The 17,882-nt window shown below is 59.0% G+C and carries 19 protein-coding genes and 1 riboswitch; of the genes, 7 read left to right on the plus strand and 12 right to left on the minus strand.

Annotated elements, in window-relative coordinates:
• Positions 1–12: 12 nt before the first annotated feature.
• Positions 13–321, plus strand: a complete 309-nt coding sequence (locus ACOYXJ_RS22305; protein ID WP_095118518.1) for a hypothetical protein — start codon at positions 13–15, stop codon at positions 319–321.
• An 86-nt stretch (positions 322–407) separates the two neighbouring features.
• On the opposite strand, the gene ACOYXJ_RS22310 is transcribed toward ACOYXJ_RS22305, so the two are convergent.
• On the minus strand, positions 408–1,094 hold the full coding sequence (locus ACOYXJ_RS22310; RefSeq protein ID WP_460371457.1) for a hypothetical protein: 687 nt from the start codon (positions 1,092–1,094) through the stop codon (positions 408–410).
• Positions 1,095–1,299: 205 nt separating this feature from the next.
• Between ACOYXJ_RS22310 and ACOYXJ_RS22315 the strand changes: the two genes are divergently transcribed.
• Complete coding sequence (locus ACOYXJ_RS22315; protein WP_460371459.1) at positions 1,300–2,283, plus strand: hypothetical protein; 984 nt, start codon at positions 1,300–1,302, stop codon at positions 2,281–2,283.
• 44 nt (positions 2,284–2,327) lie between these two features.
• Here the strand turns inward: ACOYXJ_RS22315 and ACOYXJ_RS22320 are convergent, their stop codons facing one another.
• Positions 2,328–2,783, minus strand: coding sequence for a VOC family protein (locus ACOYXJ_RS22320; RefSeq protein WP_460371460.1), 456 nt, complete (start codon positions 2,781–2,783; stop codon positions 2,328–2,330).
• Positions 2,784–2,909: 126 nt separating this feature from the next.
• Between ACOYXJ_RS22320 and ACOYXJ_RS22325 the strand changes: the two genes are divergently transcribed.
• A complete protein-coding gene (locus tag ACOYXJ_RS22325; protein WP_191622705.1) occupies positions 2,910–3,389 on the plus strand; it encodes an anti-virulence regulator CigR family protein in 480 nt (159 codons plus the stop codon).
• A 33-nt stretch (positions 3,390–3,422) separates the two neighbouring features.
• On the opposite strand, the gene ACOYXJ_RS22330 is transcribed toward ACOYXJ_RS22325, so the two are convergent.
• Together ACOYXJ_RS22330 and ACOYXJ_RS22335 are read right to left on the minus strand one after the other, a co-directional pair.
• The gene (locus ACOYXJ_RS22330) at positions 3,423–4,964 is read right to left on the minus strand and encodes a class I SAM-dependent methyltransferase (RefSeq protein WP_102899073.1); all 1,542 of its coding nucleotides are present in this window, start codon (positions 4,962–4,964) and stop codon (positions 3,423–3,425) included.
• 140 nt (positions 4,965–5,104) lie between these two features.
• Positions 5,105–5,614, minus strand: a complete 510-nt coding sequence (locus tag ACOYXJ_RS22335; protein ID WP_460371463.1) for a GNAT family N-acetyltransferase — start codon at positions 5,612–5,614, stop codon at positions 5,105–5,107.
• Between the two features lie 312 nt (positions 5,615–5,926).
• On the opposite strand from ACOYXJ_RS22335, the gene panB reads away from it, so the two are divergent.
• On the plus strand, positions 5,927–6,742 hold the full coding sequence (gene panB, locus ACOYXJ_RS22340; RefSeq protein ID WP_460371465.1) for a 3-methyl-2-oxobutanoate hydroxymethyltransferase: 816 nt from the start codon (positions 5,927–5,929) through the stop codon (positions 6,740–6,742).
• Here the strand turns inward: panB and ACOYXJ_RS22345 are convergent.
• The 8 genes from ACOYXJ_RS22345 to ACOYXJ_RS22380 form a co-directional block, all read right to left on the minus strand.
• Positions 6,730–8,139 (minus strand): aminotransferase-like domain-containing protein, encoded by a 1,410-nt coding sequence (locus tag ACOYXJ_RS22345; RefSeq protein WP_460371467.1) that lies wholly within the window; start codon positions 8,137–8,139, stop codon positions 6,730–6,732. The two genes, panB and ACOYXJ_RS22345, sit on opposite strands and share 13 nt — an antisense overlap.
• A 92-nt stretch (positions 8,140–8,231) precedes the next feature.
• Positions 8,232–9,284 carry an NAD(P)/FAD-dependent oxidoreductase gene (locus ACOYXJ_RS22350; protein ID WP_460371469.1) on the minus strand — a complete coding sequence of 351 codons (1,053 nt, stop codon included), beginning with the start codon at positions 9,282–9,284 and terminating at the stop codon, positions 8,232–8,234.
• 102 nt (positions 9,285–9,386) lie between these two features.
• On the minus strand, positions 9,387–9,863 hold the full coding sequence (locus ACOYXJ_RS22355) for a hemerythrin domain-containing protein (protein WP_034155440.1): 477 nt from the start codon (positions 9,861–9,863) through the stop codon (positions 9,387–9,389).
• Positions 9,864–10,103: 240 nt separating this feature from the next.
• A complete protein-coding gene (locus ACOYXJ_RS22360; protein ID WP_016984840.1) occupies positions 10,104–10,307 on the minus strand; it encodes a PLD nuclease N-terminal domain-containing protein in 204 nt (67 codons plus the stop codon).
• 54 nt (positions 10,308–10,361) lie between these two features.
• Positions 10,362–11,285: an ABC transporter substrate-binding protein gene (locus ACOYXJ_RS22365; protein ID WP_460371471.1), complete on the minus strand. Its 924-nt coding sequence runs from the start codon at positions 11,283–11,285 to the stop codon at positions 10,362–10,364.
• Complete coding sequence (locus tag ACOYXJ_RS22370) at positions 11,282–11,641, minus strand: (2Fe-2S) ferredoxin domain-containing protein (protein WP_460371473.1); 360 nt, start codon at positions 11,639–11,641, stop codon at positions 11,282–11,284. The genes ACOYXJ_RS22365 and ACOYXJ_RS22370 overlap by 4 nt, the downstream gene beginning before the upstream one ends.
• Positions 11,641–13,578: a TonB-dependent receptor plug domain-containing protein gene (locus tag ACOYXJ_RS22375; RefSeq protein ID WP_460371475.1), complete on the minus strand. Its 1,938-nt coding sequence runs from the start codon at positions 13,576–13,578 to the stop codon at positions 11,641–11,643. Before ACOYXJ_RS22375 ends, ACOYXJ_RS22370 begins: the two co-directional genes overlap by 1 nt.
• Positions 13,579–13,670: 92 nt before the next feature.
• Positions 13,671–13,876: riboswitch (cobalamin riboswitch) on the minus strand.
• 45 nt (positions 13,877–13,921) lie between these two features.
• The gene (locus ACOYXJ_RS22380) at positions 13,922–14,815 is read right to left on the minus strand and encodes a LysR family transcriptional regulator (RefSeq protein ID WP_095118539.1); all 894 of its coding nucleotides are present in this window, start codon (positions 14,813–14,815) and stop codon (positions 13,922–13,924) included.
• 110 nt (positions 14,816–14,925) lie between these two features.
• Between ACOYXJ_RS22380 and ACOYXJ_RS22385 the strand changes: the two genes are divergently transcribed.
• From ACOYXJ_RS22385 to nfsB, 3 genes are read left to right on the plus strand one after another with little or no spacing between them, the layout of a single operon-like run.
• Positions 14,926–15,933 (plus strand): zinc-binding alcohol dehydrogenase family protein, encoded by a 1,008-nt coding sequence (locus ACOYXJ_RS22385; RefSeq protein WP_150729064.1) that lies wholly within the window; start codon positions 14,926–14,928, stop codon positions 15,931–15,933.
• Between the two features lie 48 nt (positions 15,934–15,981).
• The gene (locus ACOYXJ_RS22390) at positions 15,982–17,154 is read left to right on the plus strand and encodes an L-dopachrome tautomerase-related protein (RefSeq protein ID WP_460371477.1); all 1,173 of its coding nucleotides are present in this window, start codon (positions 15,982–15,984) and stop codon (positions 17,152–17,154) included.
• A 54-nt stretch (positions 17,155–17,208) separates the two neighbouring features.
• On the plus strand, positions 17,209–17,862 hold the full coding sequence (nfsB, locus tag ACOYXJ_RS22395) for an oxygen-insensitive NAD(P)H nitroreductase (RefSeq protein ID WP_460371479.1): 654 nt from the start codon (positions 17,209–17,211) through the stop codon (positions 17,860–17,862).
• The last annotated feature ends 20 nt before the right edge of the window (positions 17,863–17,882 follow it).

Raw genomic sequence — 17,882 nt, forward strand, 5'->3', positions numbered from 1 at the left:
CGGAGCATCAACATGAAACGCCAAACCATCCTCGGCATCGCTTTCTCGGTCTTTGCAATGAACGCCTTTGCCGCCGCGACTCAAACTGATCCACTGTTCAGTGATGCCGTTGCCGCTGCGACCCAAACTGATCCACTGTTCAGTGACGCCGTTGCCGCCGCGACCCAAACTGACCCACTGTTCAGCGACGCCGTTGCCGCCGCGACTCAAACTGACCCACTGTTCAGCGACGCGGTCGCTGCTGATGGTTCGGATCGTCTGAAGGGCAACCTGGTTGCCGAAGGTGGGGCAGACCGTCTGCTTGAACGCCGTGCAGTCTGAATGCAGAGTATGAGCGTAGTACTGGCAAAAGCCCGGCCTTATCAGCCGGGTTTTTTATGCCTGGCAAGTAAGCGGCTTTCGTCGTTTCACTGTTTATACGTGAGCCTCTGCTTTTCCCCTGTAATGCTTCTTATGCCTGCTTTCGGTAACTCAAAGGTATGGAACTCGACGCCCGTTGAGTCGTTGTGGTGTCGCTTCAAGAAGTAAAGCATGTCGTTGGATTCTGCGATCTGGCATCCCTCGTACTTGTCGAGGTTTGCGTAAACCACATGACGCACATCGCATGTGGACGCAAGTTTCAGCGCCGCTGCCCGGCCAGTGTTTGAAGGGGCGCGTATCAAAAAATACCAAGTGGATAACAGCACAAACGTGAGCAGGCAGAGCATGCCGACAGCAATGAACCCAACGCGATTTTCTGCAGCACGTTCACGTACGATGGCAATCCACTTGGGGCTGGCTGCGGAATCAACTGTGTCGCCCCGGGGTTTCTCGAAAATCAACATGAGAAGGGTGACGGTTCCAACCAGAGACATAGCAAAAAATAGTGAACCCAGGAAGGATCCGAATCCGGCGGCGCCGTAGGCCGAAAACTGCTGTGCACTGATGTTCACCCGTTCGATCGGTACATCGAGTATCAGATAGAATTTCTCCAGGTGTGCAAAACCGCTGAGGGTGAATGCTCCCACCATGCTGGCGATAAACAGAGCCGCGTCAATGCGCAGATATTTTCTGAAGCGTCGAAGATTTTCGTCCCGCCTGATAGATGCGGTCATTTTATTTCCTTCAATAGCCAAGCTTTCAGGCTCTGTGTGGGAATAGGTGGGAGCGTGCCAGCGAGAGACTTTATGGCTCGTCGGTTGGACGCTGAAAAAGGACGCAGGAGGACAGTCTACTTATCCTGGAACTGTTGCGACAATTCTATAAGGTCTGTAGAACCTCGACATTGGGATATTTTCCACGACGCAACCAAGGACTGGCATGAGTTTAAGTACGGATATCGATAAGGCAATTTCTCTTCAATATCGGGGGTTCCGCGGCTATGGAGAGCTTGAACAGTTGAGGCGACTTTTCGCTCCGGCATTTGTGTCTGATCTGCAGCAAGCGCTCGCAGCAGACCCTACCAACGGTGCGATAACGGTGACACTCGGCTGGATCGACAAAAGACCTTATGCGGATATGACCGTTTCAGGTACAGAAGACTTTTATCAACACAAAATTACCCGTCCGGTGGAATTGGGCGACGCGGCGATTTTTGTCATGGATGTATTCACGCGCGATCATCAGTCCTTCAGAACTCGCACCAGAGGCTTGATTATTCAGGCCAAGGCTGCCCCGAAGGCATCTCTTCCATCGGTTCCGGTAACAGCACTCTCGCCATCGCGTCCCAATCTGTCTACCAATAAAGAACTCGCGTTACTCTCCAACTGGCCGGAGTTTAACTTGCATCTGGCGAATGGCTGTCGTGGCCCGTTGTTGGGTACTTTTACCCTGAAACACCTTTCCAGCCCGCCACCTTATGGTTGGTACGCCGCGGCTCCGGGAAGCAAAAGTGCAGGCTGGAACACCAGCGGCAATTGGCGGTCCAGGTGGATGTGCGCACCTGCCGTTCATGGAAAACCCTGCAATACCACGCTGGGTGAAGTCATCGAGGCTTTATTTAACAGGACCAAGATCGATAACACTCTTGTCGGTGCGGATTGCATACCGAGGCGGGGTGTTTATAGCGTCGGCGCACCTACGAATCCGTCGAATGCAACAGATTGGGATGAGCTTTGTACGATCCTCCTTCAATTGACTGCGAGTAATCGACAAGTGTCAGCGGGACCGCCTGGCGTATTTGTTTCTTTTCCCTATATTCCCCAGATAGCGGCGATGGTCGGGGCTGCCTGGCGCAAGTTGCTTGGTTTGTTCAAAGAAAAGCGTTTTCCGGTCATTATTATTGAGCGCAACCGAATGGATTGAGGGGCAGCAAACTGAAAAATACCCACGAGGATCTCGCGTAACGCTCAGGCAAATGCCGCCTCGATAAACGCCCCCAGCGCCCGCTCTTCAAGAATCTCGATCGAGAAATGTCCGAAGCGTTTCGGCAGCCAGATGATGCGTGTCCCGGAGGGCGACTGCAGGTTCTCGCGAATCAGCGGCTGGCCGTTTTCGTCCTCCGGCTGAACCCCGCTGGCGACCAGTTCGTCGTAGGCCAGTTCGATATCAGGGGTCGTGTAGCAATGACGGTAAATCATGCCTTCGCCCACCGTATCCAACAGCTCCTTGAGATTGCCCGCCAGCGGCTGGACCAGCATGAAGCGTTCCTGACCGATCAACGCCACGGCATAGCGTACGTGCAGACCCCCGCGATTCCAGATCTGCGTTGTGGAGATCCGCGCCTGCAGTATCTGCGCGTAATAGGCACAAGCTTGTTCAAGGTCTTTGACCAGTACGTCGATGTGGCTGAACTTCAACTCCATGAAATAGCTCCTGTCAGGCGGTGTCGATGGGCTGGGCTGTAATCGACGATCGGTCAGCCGGAATAAACTAAGCTGATGTGTAACGTCAAGATGACACAGGAGCATCCCACCATGAAGGCGCGCCGTATGATCAAGTCACGTAGGTTGATTGCAACGATTTCTTCCCTGGCCCTGGTTTTCAGCTCGGCGATGGCATTGGCCGATCCCGGCAATGGGAAGGGGCAGGGCAATGGCAATGGCAATGGCAAGGGCAATCCGCAGAACATGCAGGGTCACGGTAACCAGAAAGGCAATGGCAACAAGGGCAACAACTCTGGCGGTGACTGGAGTCATGCCCCTAGTATCGATCGCGGCAATGTGCTCGGGATTGTTGGCGGCTACCGCGACTACTGGAGCCCGGGGCCTGCGCTGCCACCGGGCATTCAAAAGAACCTTGCACGCGGCAAACCGCTGCCGCCCGGGATCGCGAAAAAGCTCGATGGACGCCTGGTCGGTCATTTGCCGCATTACGAAGGTTATGAATGGCAGCAGGTGGGCACGGACCTGATACTGGTCGCGCTGGCAACCGGGCTGATTTATGAGGTGCTCAACGGGGCGTTTGATTAAGATTTCCTGCCCGTTGCGCACCACCCACGCCGATCAAACGATTTTCAAAGCACTCAGCACGATCAGCGATTGCTCGGCAAATGCCTGGGCCTGTTCGGTCAGTGCGGCGATGTTGGCTTCGGCGGTGGTCAGCGTTTTGCCGTCCTTGACCAACACTTCGTTTTGTTCGGCGATGACGCTCCACGCCAGTTGCGCCCACTCCGCCGGGTGCTGTTTGCCTTGGCGGATTGCGATCAGGAACAGTTGCTGGAAGCGACTGACCGTGACGCCACCACCGGTAACCGGGCTGCTCAGCACCTGAATATCGGCGTTGAACAGCGCGCGCTTGCACAGTTGCAAGTTGAACGCGGCGCAGCGTTCGTACACCAGCGCCTCGGCGGCTTCGCTCTGGCAAGGGGCTACCGCGCCCATGCTGACCAGGATGGCGATGGCCTGTTCCAGATCGTCGTAGGCCATTGGTGACACCGCATCGAGCAACTGCTGCATCGTTTTGGCTTCGTAGGTCTGGCCGGCGAGTGCATTGAGGACCGGGCGGTAAATTTCCGCTTGCAGTGACGCTTCGCCAGCAGGGCCGGTGACACTGGACGCTACGTTTTCTGTCGGTTGCATCAGCACAAATCGCGTATTGAGCATTCGCGACCGGCGCTCGGCAGCGCTGAGTCGGTTGGCACCGCGCACATACAGGTCGCGACGGAAAGCCTGGTTGACGAAGTAGTCACGCGCCTGCTCGCGCATCACCGGGTGTTCGATACCGTCGAGAAAGGCCAGGCCTTCGGCGCTCAGGTTGAGTACGTCGACCGAATCCAGCGGCACCGCCGTCGTGACGTAATCGAGCTTGGCCGGGGCCAGCGCATCCACCATGTCGGCGAAATACATGCAGTTCCAGTCGCGATTGAAATATTCGTGGGCGACGTATTGGCGGTCCTGACCTTTGATGGTCTGCAGCCGGGCACCCAGACTCGGCGCGGCGATGGCGTACTTGGGGTTGGCCGCCAGCAGCGCTTCGGAAAACTGCAACGCGGCATCGATGCGCTGATCCGCTCGCGTCGAGTGACTGGCAAAGCGGTCGTGCAGGCTGAACAACTGGCGCAACGGCGCTGAAGGCGACCAGCCCGGGAATGCGTTATAGCTGACGTACAGGTGACCACCCGGTTTGAGGTGGCGCCGGGCGAATTCGACGATCAGCTTCTGGTTGTCGCGGCTGACCCAGGTCCAGATGCCATGCAGGCTGATGCTGTCGAATTGCGGCAAATCATGGCGCGCAAGCAGTTGCTCGAAGCTGTCGTCATAGAGTTTTGCGCCGTTGTTGCTGAGTTCCGCCAGCTCAATGGCATGGGCCGCCTGACCGGGGTGGAAGTCGGTACCGACGAAGCCTGCCGGGTTGGCCGTGGCGTGGATATTGATCGATACACCCTGACCAAAACCGAGCTCGCAGTGATAACCGTCGGGATTGTCCAGGCCGGCAAAGCCGCGCAACAACAGGCAGTAACGCTGGAAAACCGGATTGATTTCCCGGCTATAGCTGTAGGTGTAGCCTTCGTCCGTGAAATAACCTTCGTTCCAGGCATTGCTCATGGGTGCAGCCTCTTGAATCGTAATGGAAAGTAGCTTTATACGGGACGGACTTGCGTCGTTGAAACCTCTCGCTGTCCACACAGGATGTTGTCGGCAGGATGGGACCATTCGATAGGGTTCATGCGGATATTTCGCAAGAGTTATTGATGATCGGACCTGGGCGCTTGCGACAAACGCACGCCCATCTCCAGGGCGCGGGTCTCGAAGCCGAACTCGGCGTACATGCGCACCGCGCGCTCGTTGAATGGCCAGACCATCAGGCGCAAGTCCTGTGCATTCTGCTCGATGGCCCAGTCCTTAACCCGTTGAATCAGCGCGCGGCCAATGCCTTTGCCCCAAAACGGCTCGGCCACACAGACCGAGCCAATGCGAACCACGTTCTGCGGCTGCATCAGCGGGCCGGAACTGGCGGACAGATTTGCCGTGATGAAGGCGGCGGGTTGATCACCAACACTGGCGATGAAGACAATCTGCCCGGGCTTCTCGAAAACACCGGACCAGTGCGGCAAGTCGCGGGCAAAATCATCTGTCGCGGCGGCGTAGATATCGGGGCGGGCAGCGTGGTGAACCGAATTGAGCAATTGACCCAGCTCGCACATCGCCAGAGCATCTTCGGCGGTGGCGGTTCGGTAGGTAATGACTTCTTCCATGAATAGCTTTCCTTTAAGACGTGAGGAATTCGACGTGCTGGATGAAAAGGCGTGGCGGGCGCTGCACGAGCAACACATCCTGCGTTAAACGCTGAAATAAAGCATCCCGATGCCTATCGGCATTTCAACCGGGCAGACTGACGCGGGGGGCCCCTGGGTCGCTTTTTCAGGTAAATCTGTGCATTGAATGTTTTTACGTCAGGCGAATAATCGACCGCTCGAAACCTTTGGAATTGAGCACTGTATGGAAGATTTTTGCGTTGATTTCGACAACATTTATCGTTTACGGGCGGCTGCCTCAAGGATTCGCCCATGAGCCTGCATGCCCGCACCAAACGCCTGACCGTGCCGCAGTTGGTTGCCATGAAAGGCCAGCAGAAAATCGTCTCGCTGACGGCGTATACCAGCAGCATCGCCAAACTGATCGACCCGATCGTCGACTTCATTCTGGTCGGCGATTCCACGGCCATGGTCGGTTATGGCCGCGCCTCGACACTGAGCATGCAGCTTGAAGAAATCATCGGTCATACGCGGGCGGTGGTCGATAGCACGCGCCTGGCCTGTGTGGTCGCCGATATGCCATTTGGCAGTTATCAGGAATCCCACGAGCAGGCCTTTCGTAATTGCGCTCAGGTATTGGCGCGCACCGGTTGCGACGCGGTCAAGCTGGAGGCCAACAAGGCCTTGGCGTCTACTGTCGAGTTTCTCGTGGCACGTGGGATTCCGGTCATGGCGCATGTCGGCTTGATGCCGCAATTCGTCAACGTCATGGGCGGTTTCAAGGCCCAGGGCCTGACCGCTGAAACCGGCGCAGTGATTGCCGAGGATGCCCGGGCCAATCTAGACGCAGGCGCCTTCAGCCTGTTGCTCGAAGGAGTGGCGGAGGGCGTGGCGCGGCAGATTACCCTGGACTCGCCAATGCCCACCATCGGCATCGGCGCCTCACCGGCCTGCGACGGGCAAGTGCTGGTCACCGAAGATGTGCTCGGCCTGGGCGGCGAGCATCTGCCACGTTTCGTCAAGCGCTACGCCGATGTCGGTGCGGTGATAAGCGATGCTTGCGCACAGTTTGCCGACGATGTGCGCCATGGCCGGTTTCCTGAGGCGCGGCATTGCTATGGACTGTAGACGCGGTTTTCTTCGATGAACGCCTGCGCCAGTCGTTGCACCGCATGGCCGATATCCTTGTCCCAATCGAGGGTGTAGCTCAGGCGCAGGTGCTGCTTCCAGGCGCCTTGCTGGCTGAAGATCTCGCCGGGGGCGATGACGATCCGCTCGGTCAGCAGGCGCTCGAACACCCGTTGCATGTCGATTGGACGCACAGCTTTGAGCCAGAAGCTCGCACCGCCCTGTGGGGCGACTACCTGCCACTGACCGTTACCGTGTTCTTCCAACAAGATCTGTAGCTGTTGCATGCGCTTGAGCAATAGTGCTCGCAGGATGGTCAGGTGCTGGTCGATGCGCCTGGAGCTGTAGAGTCTGGCAATCGCTTTTTGCCGAACCGGCGAGAGGCGAAACCCACGCTGCATAAACAATCGATGAAATTGCGTTGCATGCTGGCGGCACAGCACATAACCATACGGGGCTTCGCCGCCAATGATCTTGTCGAACGTCGAGAACACCAGCAGCTTGTCGGGGTCGGCAAAATCGCGATAGCGCGCGGGTGAATCGGAGAAACACAATTCGCCCCAAGCGTCGTTTTCGAACAGCCAGACATCGCGCTCGGCCAGCCAGCGACAGATCTGCTGTTTATCCTGCGCGGGCATCAACTGGCCCTGGGGAATATTCACCGTGGAGGAGAGCACCGCCAGGCGTACCGGTTCGCGTGTGAGCAGTTCGTTCAGCGCGGGCAGGTTGAAGCGGCCGTCATCGCCGAGGGGCATTTCGATGACGCGAATATTGGCCGCCTGCAATTGACGCAGAATCGCCCATGAGCAGGGCGACTCCACCAGTGCCACGCTGCCACCGAGGTTCAAGGCGCTGAGCGACAATTCCAGCACGCTGCGCAGATCCGCGCCGATATACACCTGCTCGGCCTGCCAGTGGCTGTGGGCGGAAACGGTGTAGCGCTGCGCCAGGGCCGCGCGCAATTCGGCCTCGCCGAGCGGCTGATAGAGCGGCGTGTGGGCGTGCGGATATTGGCGGGTCAGTTCGCGCTCCATCAGCAACAACGGCCGCTGCAGCGACAGCAGCATCGCCGGGGCATCGCTGCTCAACGCCAACATTGCAGGCTGACGGGCACTGGCGAAGACGCTGTCCAGAAGATCATCGGAGCTGGCCGTCACAGGCGCCGCCGGCATCGACCGGGTGAAATAGCCGAACCTGGCTTTGGCGTGAATTCGGCCCTCGTCTTCGAGCAGTGCGTAGGCGTATTTGGTTGTCGATACCGAAACGCCCAGGCGCAGGGCCAGTTGTCGCAGGGACGGCAGTTTCTGCTCAGTCGTGCCACTGGCCGCCTCGATCAGGCCGAGGAGGTAGTGGTAAACCGCCTGATAGGCGAATGAAGCGTCCTTGCGTACCGTCAATGCTGTTCTCCTGTTGTGCTTCGATTTGCCAGTGCATGGAATGACGCTGCGTTGCGTGCAGTCCTTTGCTGCGAAACGTCGGCAAGTCTAAATCAAGTCTGAAAGAGTCGCTCTGGGCGGCATGGCTCAAGAGCTGCGGATGACTGCTGATCCAGCAGCTCTTCACTGGCGAGGCGCCCGACGATTGCCGCGAGCGTCACACCGGGATGCATCGCGCAAACGTAAACCCCGCCGACACCGGGCAAGTAACCGACCACGGGGATGCCATCAGCGGGCATGGGCCGGAATCCGACGGCAACGGTTTGCGGCGCAATGGACACCACCCCGTGAAGTGCTTTGCGTATGGCTTCGGCGGTTTGCCGGGCGATGTCTGGCGGCGAGTTGCCCGGCGCTTCCCCCAGATAATCTTCAGCGGCCAGCAACGTGCCGTCGGCACTTTGCCGAGTTTCCATTTCGGGGCTGGAAATGATGCCTTTGACGAGGTCCGGTTGGGTCTTGTAGCGGATGAAAATGGCGGGGGAGGCGTCGATGGGCAGGGCCACGTTGAGCATCTGCGCTAACTGTTGGGTGCCGGTCCCCGCGGCAAGCACAACAAGGTCGGCATCAAATGTGCCCGCTGCGGTTTCAACGCCGGTGACATCTGCGTTGCAGGTTTTGAAACCGGTCACTCGGGTTTGCGTGAGCAATTGCGCCCCGAGCGCCTGGGCACCGGCAATCAAGGCGTGGGAGGCCTGCACGGCGTCGAGTGCGCCTTCTTCCGCGTGATACAACGCGCAGGGTGGGGGACTTTTCAGGTTGGGCTCGCGGGCAAGCACTTCGGCAGCTGTTAGCAGCGTCGCCGAAGCCGGATGTTCTGCCGATGCGTTGTACGACAAAGCTCCGCTCCAGTGAATCTGCAAATCCGGGAGCTCGGTTTCGAGTCGGTGGTAGGCTTCGATGGCCGCACCACGTAATTGCGCAATCGGATCAGCACCGGCGTAGGTGGTATTGATCCAGGCGAAAGAGCTTGCCGTCACGCCGCTGGCGATCTCTCCGGCCTCAATCAAGGTGACCTGCGCACCTTTGCCGGACAGGTGATACGCAAGAGAGGCGCCGACGATGCCTGCCCCCACCACCACAATTCGCCGATGTGTTGTCTGGTTCATTTCAACATTCCCTGTTGTCGACGGTTGATCCTGCAGCAGGGTGACAATGCGAGCAACCAGAAAAAAGCCCGGCCAAAGCCGGGCTCGTCAACTTGCAACGGATCAGGCAGCCATATTTCCCGCCGCCATCTCCTTCTTGCAGCTGGCTTTCATGGCTTCCATCTGCGCGCCCAGCTCTTCGAGTTTTTCCTTGCCCAGGAGCTTTTTCGCCTGAGGGAACATTTCCGTTTCTTCCTCTTCGATATGGTGCTCGAGCAGTTCCTTGACCACTTTAACCCGGCCGGAAAACTCCGGGGTGCCCGGGTCGGTCAGTTTCAGATCGGGCAGCACCAGTGAATCGACGGTGCGGTGTTCTTCTTTGGCTTCGAAGTACATGACGTCCTGTTCCTTGCTGCCAGCGGCCTTGAACGCGGGGTAGAGGATTTCCTCTTCGAGACGGGTATGGATGGAGATTTCCATTTCCAGTTTGCCCAACAACTCGACACGTTTTTTCAGCGCCCGCTCCGTCGAGTCGCTGAGTTGGCTGAGGATGTCTTTGACTTTTGCATGATCGGCTTTGAGAAGGTCGATAGCGTTCATGGGGGTTGCCTCTGCTGTCACGGAGTGAACACAGGCCGTTTTTTCACGGTGCTGTGAATGCCCTGAATCAGTGGCATTTGGCGTGCCAATCCATGGCTGGTAATCGACCGCTACAGATCAAGGGCTTACGACGTCACAGGCAAAAAGCCTTCGTGCAGCCTGCATGAAAAAGGCATTGCAAGCATTGCAGATCACCGCTTTCTCAGCTGGCAAGCACCGCGCGACGGCTAAGAAATCCGCTTACGATGCCGAATGCTGACGGACATGCTTGGGCCCCGCCAACGCCCAGGCAATCAAGCCAAACAGCGGCACAAACACAATCAGCACGATCCACACGCCTTTATTGCTCGATTTCCCCTCGCTCTTGCGCACCCGATTGATGGCCCAGAGTTCGATAAGCAGAAGAACTGCCGCCAGTACGATCCACACGGTTTCGATTTGCATTGGCTACCTCCTGATGGTCTGTGCGTTAGGTGGCGTGGGGTGCGGCAGGTTCATTTATTTTTTGTTCAACGCATTGATCTGGCGGGCCAGGTCCCGCGCCACTCGACCGCTGTTGAGGGTTGGCAGCAGATGGGTGAAGGGAATGTCGATCAGGCGATTTTCGCGCACGGCGCGCAGTTGCGAGAGCACCGGGTCGCGGGTCAACAGATAGCGTTTGCGACTGGCCGGCGACCATTCGGCGTCGGCCAGCAGGATCACGTCGGGGTCGCTGGCCAGCAGGGTTTCGCTGTTGACGGTCACCCGATAAAGATCAATGTCGGCGAACACATTGCGTGCCCCGGCAGCCGCCAGCAGCGGAGTGACAAAGCCGCGTCGACCTTCACTGTCGAGGCCTTTGACCTCGCTGTCGAGATAGAACACCGACAGTGGTTTACCCGCACCGGCCAAGGCTTTGGCGCTGGCAATGTCCTTTTCCATGGAGTCGATCAATGCTTGGGCTTTTTGCTGCTGGTGCAGCAGCTTGCCCAGCGTCAGCAAGTCATTGTGTACATGCGCGAAATAATCGAGCGAGTGCCCGTTGCAGGCGGATTCCAGCAGATACGAACCCACGCCATTGCGCGCCAGTCCCGAGCGTGAGGTCACCCCGTCGCCGAATGCGGTGGCAAAACCACCGATCACCAGATCCGGCTTCTGCGCGTACAACACCTCGCTGGACGGGTACTGCCGCGCGATCACCGGCACGCCGAAATACTCCGAGGGCCGCTGTCCGGCAAAGGTGTCATCCAGATAGGCCACGCCGACCAACAATGGCCCCGCACCCAAGGCCAGCACGATGTCGGCCGCATGCTGGTTGAGCGCAACAATCCGCGAGGGCGGTGTTGGCGCAAGGTGCCAGTCTTCGCCGCAATTGCTGAAACTGTCAGCCAGCAGCGCTGACGAGCAGAGCAGGGCGCCGAGCCCACACCAGAGCTTCCTCATGTGCGCGCCTTGATCAGCAAATCCTCGACCACTTCACCGCCGACCAGATGCCCGTCGACCAATCGCTGCACATCTGCCTTGCTGTGCACGCCATACCAGCAGCGCTCCGGATACACCGTCAGGATCGGCCCCAGATTGCACGGAAACTGGCAGTGCGTGCGGGTCAACAGCACGCCGCCCGGCGTCTCGATGCGATCGTGCGCGAGCAAATGCCGGCGCAAGGTTTTCCATAACTGCAAGGCGCCGCGCTGAGTACAGCGCGGGCCGGTGCAGATGAACACGTGGCGCGCATGCTCGGGAAGGTGCGACCAGTCCGGGTGCGTGTCGACGCCGTCGACGGTTTTGATTTCACTCATCAGAAACGGTACGTGTAGCGCACTTCGGAGGTGAACGGCCGGCCGAGGTTGTCAACGTTGCTCGAGCGGCTGGTGACATAATCACGGTCGAACAGGTTCTCCACCAGCAGGCTCACGCGGTGTTGGTGGGCGTGGTCGAGGTAGCGATAAGCGTCGGCGTCGACCACCGAATAGTTGCCGTATTCAACCTGTTTCGAACTGGTGATGTCGCGTATGTAGCGGATCGCGCCGCCGGCACCCCACAGGCGATTTTCCGATTCATAACCCACGCGGGAACGGGCGAAGAAGCTCGGGATGTCATTGATGGTCGCCCCCGTGCGCGATTCGGTGAGGTTGCGGGTCATGTCCGCTTGCAGGCTCCACTGATCGTTGAGTGCCAGTTTCGCGTCAGCCTCGAAACCGCGCATCCGCACCTGGTCTTCACCGTTGACCCACTGAATGCCGTCGAGGGTGATCAAGTCGTCGATCTTGCGTTTGAACAGAGTCACGCTGGCGCTGAATTCGCGATCCCGCAGAAAGCCTTTGTAGTCGACACCCAGTTCCGCGTTGCGGCTTTTTTCCGGTTTGAGATTACGGTTGCCGATCTCGTCGCCCGGTTCGTTGACGAACAGTTGCTCGGCGTTCGGCAGTTTGTAGGCGCTGCCGTATTGGCCACGCACGGACCAGTTGTCGTTGAGGTCATACAGCGAAGTGAGCATGCCGACCGTGGCACCGTCGCCGCCGCTCATGGCTTCGTGGCGAACGCCAATGCTCGGGTGCCAGTTCGGCAGCGCGTCGATCTGCGGGCGCAATTGCGTGTAGAACGCATGCGCTTCGGCCTTGTCGTTATCGATGATCAGTACATCGTCCTGGCCCTTGAACCATTGATTGTCGGTGCCAAACACCAGCACATGGCCGCCGGGCAATTCAGCCTTGCCTTCGGCCTGCACACCCCAGTCGGTGAAGCCCCAATAGTCGTTGTGGTTGATGACTTTGGTGCCGCCGCCGGCGACGTTGTTGACCCGCGTGTAGCGCGTGTCCCAGTCGTTGAGATGACCTTTGACGAAGTAACTCAGGCGCTCGTTGATGTTCTGCTCAAAGGTCGCCGTGGCGATCTGCTGCACGCGATCGTTGGTGGTCGTGTGATTGTCGACCGGGCGGGCGAAGTCGAGATTGGCGTCGGCATATTGGTAGAACAGTTCCAGCCGCGAATCATCGCCGAACGACTGAATGGCCTTGCCGCCGAAGGTGGTGACTTCGTAGGCACGTTTCTTCTCGCTGACGTTTTTCATGTCACGGTTGCGATACGGCTGGTAACCGTCGGAGACGTTGTGGCTGACGTACGCCAGCAAGCCGAGATCGCCGAAACCGTTGGTGAAGATATTCTCGACCCGAGCGTCTTCGCTGGTGCCGCCGAAACTGTCGACGCCCAGATTCACTTCGCCGGAGGTTTTGCGGCTCTGCGGGCTGCGGGTGACGATGTTGATCACCCCCGACACCGCTTGGGTGCCGAACAACAGGCTCTGCCCGCCCTTGAGCACTTCGATGCGCTCGATGGCATTGGCCGGCAGGGTGTCCAGATACAGGCCGCCGTACAGTCGATTGTTCAGGCGCACACCGTCGAGCAGGATCAGCGTGTCGTCGTTGCGCCCGCCGAGCAGCGAATAGGTGCCGTAATCGAACGGGCCGTTTTTCGGCGCAACGTACAGGCCGGGAATGAACATCTGCATGACACGGCTGACATCGGCGCTGGGGCCGGCGCGCTCGATCTGTTCGCGGCTGACGATCTCGACTTTACTGCCGAACTTGGCCATGTCGGCGACAGTGGTCGATTCCACTGACGGTGCAGAAACGATTTGCTGATTGAGTTCCAGCGGCGCGTCGTCGGCCAGTAGCAGCGGGCTGAACAGGCAGCCAAGGAACAGGGTTGGAGCACAAGTGTTGAAAGGTCGAATCATTGTCTTCTCGAAAAGGATCTTCGCAGAAGAGCATGCAGGAGAAGGCATCGCGCACAGCCAATACCGGCCCATGCCCGCCCACCGCAGGATTTTGCCAAACAGCATTTCAGGCCGGTCTCCGGGCTCGCGCGTATCGAGGCTTTCACCTTCCCATGGCCGAGTGGCCACAGTGGTCTGTCGAAAGCATCACGCGCATACCGTTGCGGGGGCAGCACCGGACTTGTTCGAAAAGAACGTACCGGTTTCCCGTTTCACCCCATGCACGGCGGCAGGGGGCACCTGAAACAGGGCGGCATCTGAACATTCGACGGGCGGTTCGTCAATGTGGCAAGCAACGGGGGGGCTATTGGATGCGTTCCAGAGCGGCAAACTGGCCACTCAACCACGTATAAAGCTGAGACACCGCCGGGCTGATCTGCTTGCGATGCGGGCACACCAGACTCAAGGGTGAGGCATTGCCGGGGAAATCCTTCAGCAGCACGATCAGTCGCCCTGCGATCACGTCTGCACTGACGTCCAGCCAGGATTTGTTGGCGATGCCTTCGCCGCTCAACGCCCAGCGGCGCACGACGTCGGCGTCGTCGCTGAACATCGGTCCCGAGACCTGGATCGTTTCACTGCCCAGGCTCCACTTGTCGTAGACCCGGCCACCTTGCTGGTAGAGCAGGCAAGGGTGGTTGTGCAGATCGTCCGGTGTTTGCGGGTATCCGTGGCGCTCCACGTATTCCGGTGCGGCGACCAGCACCCGCCGGTTCCACGGTGCCAACGGCAGCGCCACGTAGTTGGCATCTTCATTCGAGCCGTATCGAATCGCCACGTCTACCGGGTCGCGAAACAAGTCTGCGATCTGGTCCGACAGAGAAAATCGCAAGGTCAGCTCCGGGTGCTGGCGGCGAAACAGCGTAAGCCACGGCAGCAAAATGTTGCGCCCCAGATCGGACGGCGCCGTCACTTGCAGCACACCGCGCAACGTGGCGTTTTCACCGCGCAGGTTTTCCTTGCCTTGCTTGAGCGCCTCCAGCACCGAGTGGGCGGTGGGCAAGTATTGCTCGCCCTCGGCGGTTAATCGCAGGCTGCGGGTGGTGCGCGCAAACAGGCGCACGTCCAGCTCACGCTCCAGACGCTTGATCGCCGCGGCAACCTGACCGGGCAATAAATCGGCCTCAAGGGCGGCAGCGGTGAAGCTGCCCAGCGCGGCGCTGCGGGTGAACAAACCAAGATCATCAATGCGGATCATTTTCACTCCTGCAGTGAAAGTGTTGGCCCATTCTGCTGGTTTTTCTTTGTGCCTGGGAAGTCGAAGATGGCGGCAAGTGAGCACATCAGCTCTTCAGACAGCGAGTTTCCATGAAAGCCATCACCTTCACCCAACACGCTTTGCCCATTGAAGATCCGCAATCGTTGCAGGACATCGACCTGCCGGTGCCGACTCCCGGCCCACGGGATTTGCTCGTAGAAGTTCGTGCGGTGTCGGTCAATCCGGTCGATACCAAAGTGCGCGCCGGCACTTTCACCAAAGAACCGAAAATCCTCGGCTGGGATGCCGCCGGCATCGTCCGTGAGGTCGGTGCTGAAGTGACGCTGTTTCAGCCTGGCGACGAAGTGTTCTACGCAGGCTCCCTTGCCCGCACCGGCAGTTATAGCGAATTTCACCTGGTGGACGAGCGAATCGTCGGGCACAAACCGCGTTCGTTAAGTGCAGCGGATGCGGCAGCATTGCCGTTGACGTCGATCACCGCCTGGGAATTGTTGTTCGACCGTCTCGGTGTCAGCGAAGGTTCAGGGCAGGGCAAGTGCCTGTTGATCACGGGGGCAGCGGGCGGCGTCGGCTCGATGCTGGTGCAACTGGCCCGACAGTTGACGCGGCTGACTGTCATCGGCACCGCCTCGCGGCAGGAAACGGCTGACTGGGTCCGGCAGTTGGGCGCGCATCACGTCATCGATCACAGTCAGCCGCTGCTCGCACAGTTGCAGGCACTGGGCATTGACGAGGTCAGCCATGTCGCCAGCCTGACCCATACCGAGCAGCATTTTGCCCAGCTGATCGAAGTGCTTCGACCACAAGGGCGTCTGGGCGTGATCGACGATCCTGAAAGCCTCGACGTGATGCCGCTCAAGCGCAAGTCGCTGTCGCTGCACTGGGAGCTGATGTTCACCCGTTCGCTGTACGAAACCCCGGACATGATCGAGCAGCATCACCTGCTCAATCGCGTCAGCGATCTGATTGACCAGGGCATTTTGAAAACGACTGTCGGTGAACATTTTGGCGCGATCAACGCGGCAAACATGCGCCGTGCCCATGCCTTGGTCGAGAGCGGCAAGGCCCGAGGCAAACTGGTGCTCGAAGGTTTCTGATTTCACTCATTCAGACGGGCCTGCACGCGGGCCTGTCAGGAGCAGCTCATGCGTATGAAAAAGCTTTCTGCTGCATTGGTCATGGTCATGGCGGCGCCGTTCGCCCATGCAATCAGCGCCGTCGCGTTGCCGGCCAATGCCCCCGCCGACCGATCGTTCGGCACGCTCGAACAGGTCCATGCGTTCTACGACGCGATGCCCACCGGCGTGACCGTCACCGAAACCGGGCGCATCTTCGTCAACTTCCCGCGTTGGGGCGACAACGTGCCGTTCACCGTGGGCGAGATCCGCGACGGCAAAGTCGTGGCTTACCCGAACGCGGCGATCAACCAGGAAAACCTCAACGATCCCAGTGATGGTCTGATCAGCGTACAGAGCGTGGTGGCCGACGGGCGGGGCCGTGTCTGGTTGCTCGATACCGCCGCGCCGGGTTTCGCCGACCCAAAACCCAAAGGCGCGAAGCTGATCGCGGTGGATCTGGTCAGCAACAAGATCGTCAAGCGTCTGGTGTTCCCGGACAACGTCATGTTGCCGAGTACCTACGTCAACGACATGCGTTTCGACTTCCGCACAGGCCCAGAGGGTACGGTCTATCTCACTGACTCGTCCCTGCGCGGACCGGGTGCGATCATCGTCATGGACATCGCCAGCGGCAGTGCCATGCGCCGTTTGAGCGGTGTGCCGGCGACCTCGGTTGACCCGACCTTTGTCCCGGTGGTTGAAGGCCTGTCACTCACCGTTGAAGGTCCGGACGGCAAGCGCAGACCGCTGGGCGTGGCCTCGGACGGCATCGCGCTGTCGGCGGACGGCAAGACGCTGTATTTCACACCGCTGTCGAGTCGGCACCTGTATTCGGTGGCCACCGCGTTGCTGCGTGATGCCAACTTCAGTGAACAGCAACTGACGGCTGCCGTGCAGGATCTGGGGGAGAAGGGCGCGTCCGATGGTCTGGAGGCTGACGCCGCCGGCGCCATCTATGCCGGCGATTACGAGCACAACTCGATCCGCAAGCGTCTGCCGGACGGCCAATGGCAAACGCTGGTCCACGACCCGCGTCTGCTCTGGCCAGACACATTGTCCATTGGCCCCGATGGCTATCTGTATTTCATCGCCAACCAGTTGCATCGCCAGGCGGCATTCCGTTCCGGGCAGGATCAGCGGCAAAAGCCTTACAGCCTGATGCGCCTGAAGATCGACGCAGCGCCGGCGCCGACACGCTGATTTTCAAGCGGCATTGAGTTCTGCGTTTTCACTTTTCAGATCAGGAGTTCAATCATGGATCTCGTTTCTCTGGCCAAGCGCCGATTCACCACAAAAGTTTTCGATGCCGACCGCAAGATCCCCAGGCACACACTGGAGTTGCTGCTCGAACAACTGCGCAACAGCCCGTCGTCGGTCAACTCTCAGCCTTGGCATTTCGTGGTTGCCGAGAGTGATCAGAGCCGGGCGCGAATCGCCCACAGTACCCAGGGACCGTTCAGCTTCAACCAGCCGAAAATACTCAACGCGTCGCACGTCATCGTCTTTTGCACTCGCACACATCTGCCGGAGGAATACCTGCAAGCGTTGCTGGCTCAGGAAGCCATGGACGGGCGTTTTCACAATGCCGAGGCGCGAGCAGGGCAGGAGCGTGGGCGGCGCGGTTTTGTCGATCTGCATCGCTTCGATCAGAAAGACCTGCAGCACTGGATGGAAAAGCAGACCTACCTCGCGCTGGGCACATTGCTGCTGGGTGCCGCCTCGCTGGGTATCGACGCGACGCCGATGGAAGGTTTCGACAGCAAAGTCCTCGACAGTGAACTGGGCCTGCGCGAACAGGGCTTCATCAGTCTGGTCGTGGTGAGCCTCGGCTATCACAGCAGCGAAGACTTCAACGCAGGCCTGCCCAAGTCGCGCTTGCCGGCCCAGTCGCTGTTTACCTTTCTCTGAATGCAACCGGTCCCTGGAGT

The organism is Pseudomonas sp. Tul2A7, assembly GCF_054790505.1.

What these genes read in the sequence shown, in the direction of transcription:
- ACOYXJ_RS22305 (WP_095118518.1), top strand. Translation starts at nt 13, where the DNA reads ATGAAACGCCAAACCATCCTCGGCATCGCTTTCTCGGTCTTTGCAATG.
- ACOYXJ_RS22310 (WP_460371457.1), bottom strand. Translation starts at nt 1,094, where the DNA reads ATGACCGCATCTATCAGGCGGGACGAAAATCTTCGACGCTTCAGAAAA.
- ACOYXJ_RS22315 (WP_460371459.1), top strand. Translation starts at nt 1,300, where the DNA reads ATGAGTTTAAGTACGGATATCGATAAGGCAATTTCTCTTCAATATCGG.
- ACOYXJ_RS22320 (WP_460371460.1), bottom strand. Translation starts at nt 2,783, where the DNA reads ATGGAGTTGAAGTTCAGCCACATCGACGTACTGGTCAAAGACCTTGAA.
- ACOYXJ_RS22325 (WP_191622705.1), top strand. Translation starts at nt 2,910, where the DNA reads ATGATCAAGTCACGTAGGTTGATTGCAACGATTTCTTCCCTGGCCCTG.
- ACOYXJ_RS22330 (WP_102899073.1), bottom strand. Translation starts at nt 4,964, where the DNA reads ATGAGCAATGCCTGGAACGAAGGTTATTTCACGGACGAAGGCTACACC.
- ACOYXJ_RS22335 (WP_460371463.1), bottom strand. Translation starts at nt 5,614, where the DNA reads ATGGAAGAAGTCATTACCTACCGAACCGCCACCGCCGAAGATGCTCTG.
- panB (WP_460371465.1), top strand. Translation starts at nt 5,927, where the DNA reads ATGAGCCTGCATGCCCGCACCAAACGCCTGACCGTGCCGCAGTTGGTT.
- ACOYXJ_RS22350 (WP_460371469.1), bottom strand. Translation starts at nt 9,284, where the DNA reads ATGAACCAGACAACACATCGGCGAATTGTGGTGGTGGGGGCAGGCATC.
- ACOYXJ_RS22355 (WP_034155440.1), bottom strand. Translation starts at nt 9,863, where the DNA reads ATGAACGCTATCGACCTTCTCAAAGCCGATCATGCAAAAGTCAAAGAC.
- ACOYXJ_RS22360 (WP_016984840.1), bottom strand. Translation starts at nt 10,307, where the DNA reads ATGCAAATCGAAACCGTGTGGATCGTACTGGCGGCAGTTCTTCTGCTT.
- ACOYXJ_RS22365 (WP_460371471.1), bottom strand. Translation starts at nt 11,285, where the DNA reads ATGAGGAAGCTCTGGTGTGGGCTCGGCGCCCTGCTCTGCTCGTCAGCG.
- ACOYXJ_RS22370 (WP_460371473.1), bottom strand. Translation starts at nt 11,641, where the DNA reads ATGAGTGAAATCAAAACCGTCGACGGCGTCGACACGCACCCGGACTGG.
- ACOYXJ_RS22375 (WP_460371475.1), bottom strand. Translation starts at nt 13,578, where the DNA reads ATGATTCGACCTTTCAACACTTGTGCTCCAACCCTGTTCCTTGGCTGC.
- ACOYXJ_RS22380 (WP_095118539.1), bottom strand. Translation starts at nt 14,815, where the DNA reads ATGATCCGCATTGATGATCTTGGTTTGTTCACCCGCAGCGCCGCGCTG.
- ACOYXJ_RS22385 (WP_150729064.1), top strand. Translation starts at nt 14,926, where the DNA reads ATGAAAGCCATCACCTTCACCCAACACGCTTTGCCCATTGAAGATCCG.
- ACOYXJ_RS22390 (WP_460371477.1), top strand. Translation starts at nt 15,982, where the DNA reads ATGCGTATGAAAAAGCTTTCTGCTGCATTGGTCATGGTCATGGCGGCG.
- nfsB (WP_460371479.1), top strand. Translation starts at nt 17,209, where the DNA reads ATGGATCTCGTTTCTCTGGCCAAGCGCCGATTCACCACAAAAGTTTTC.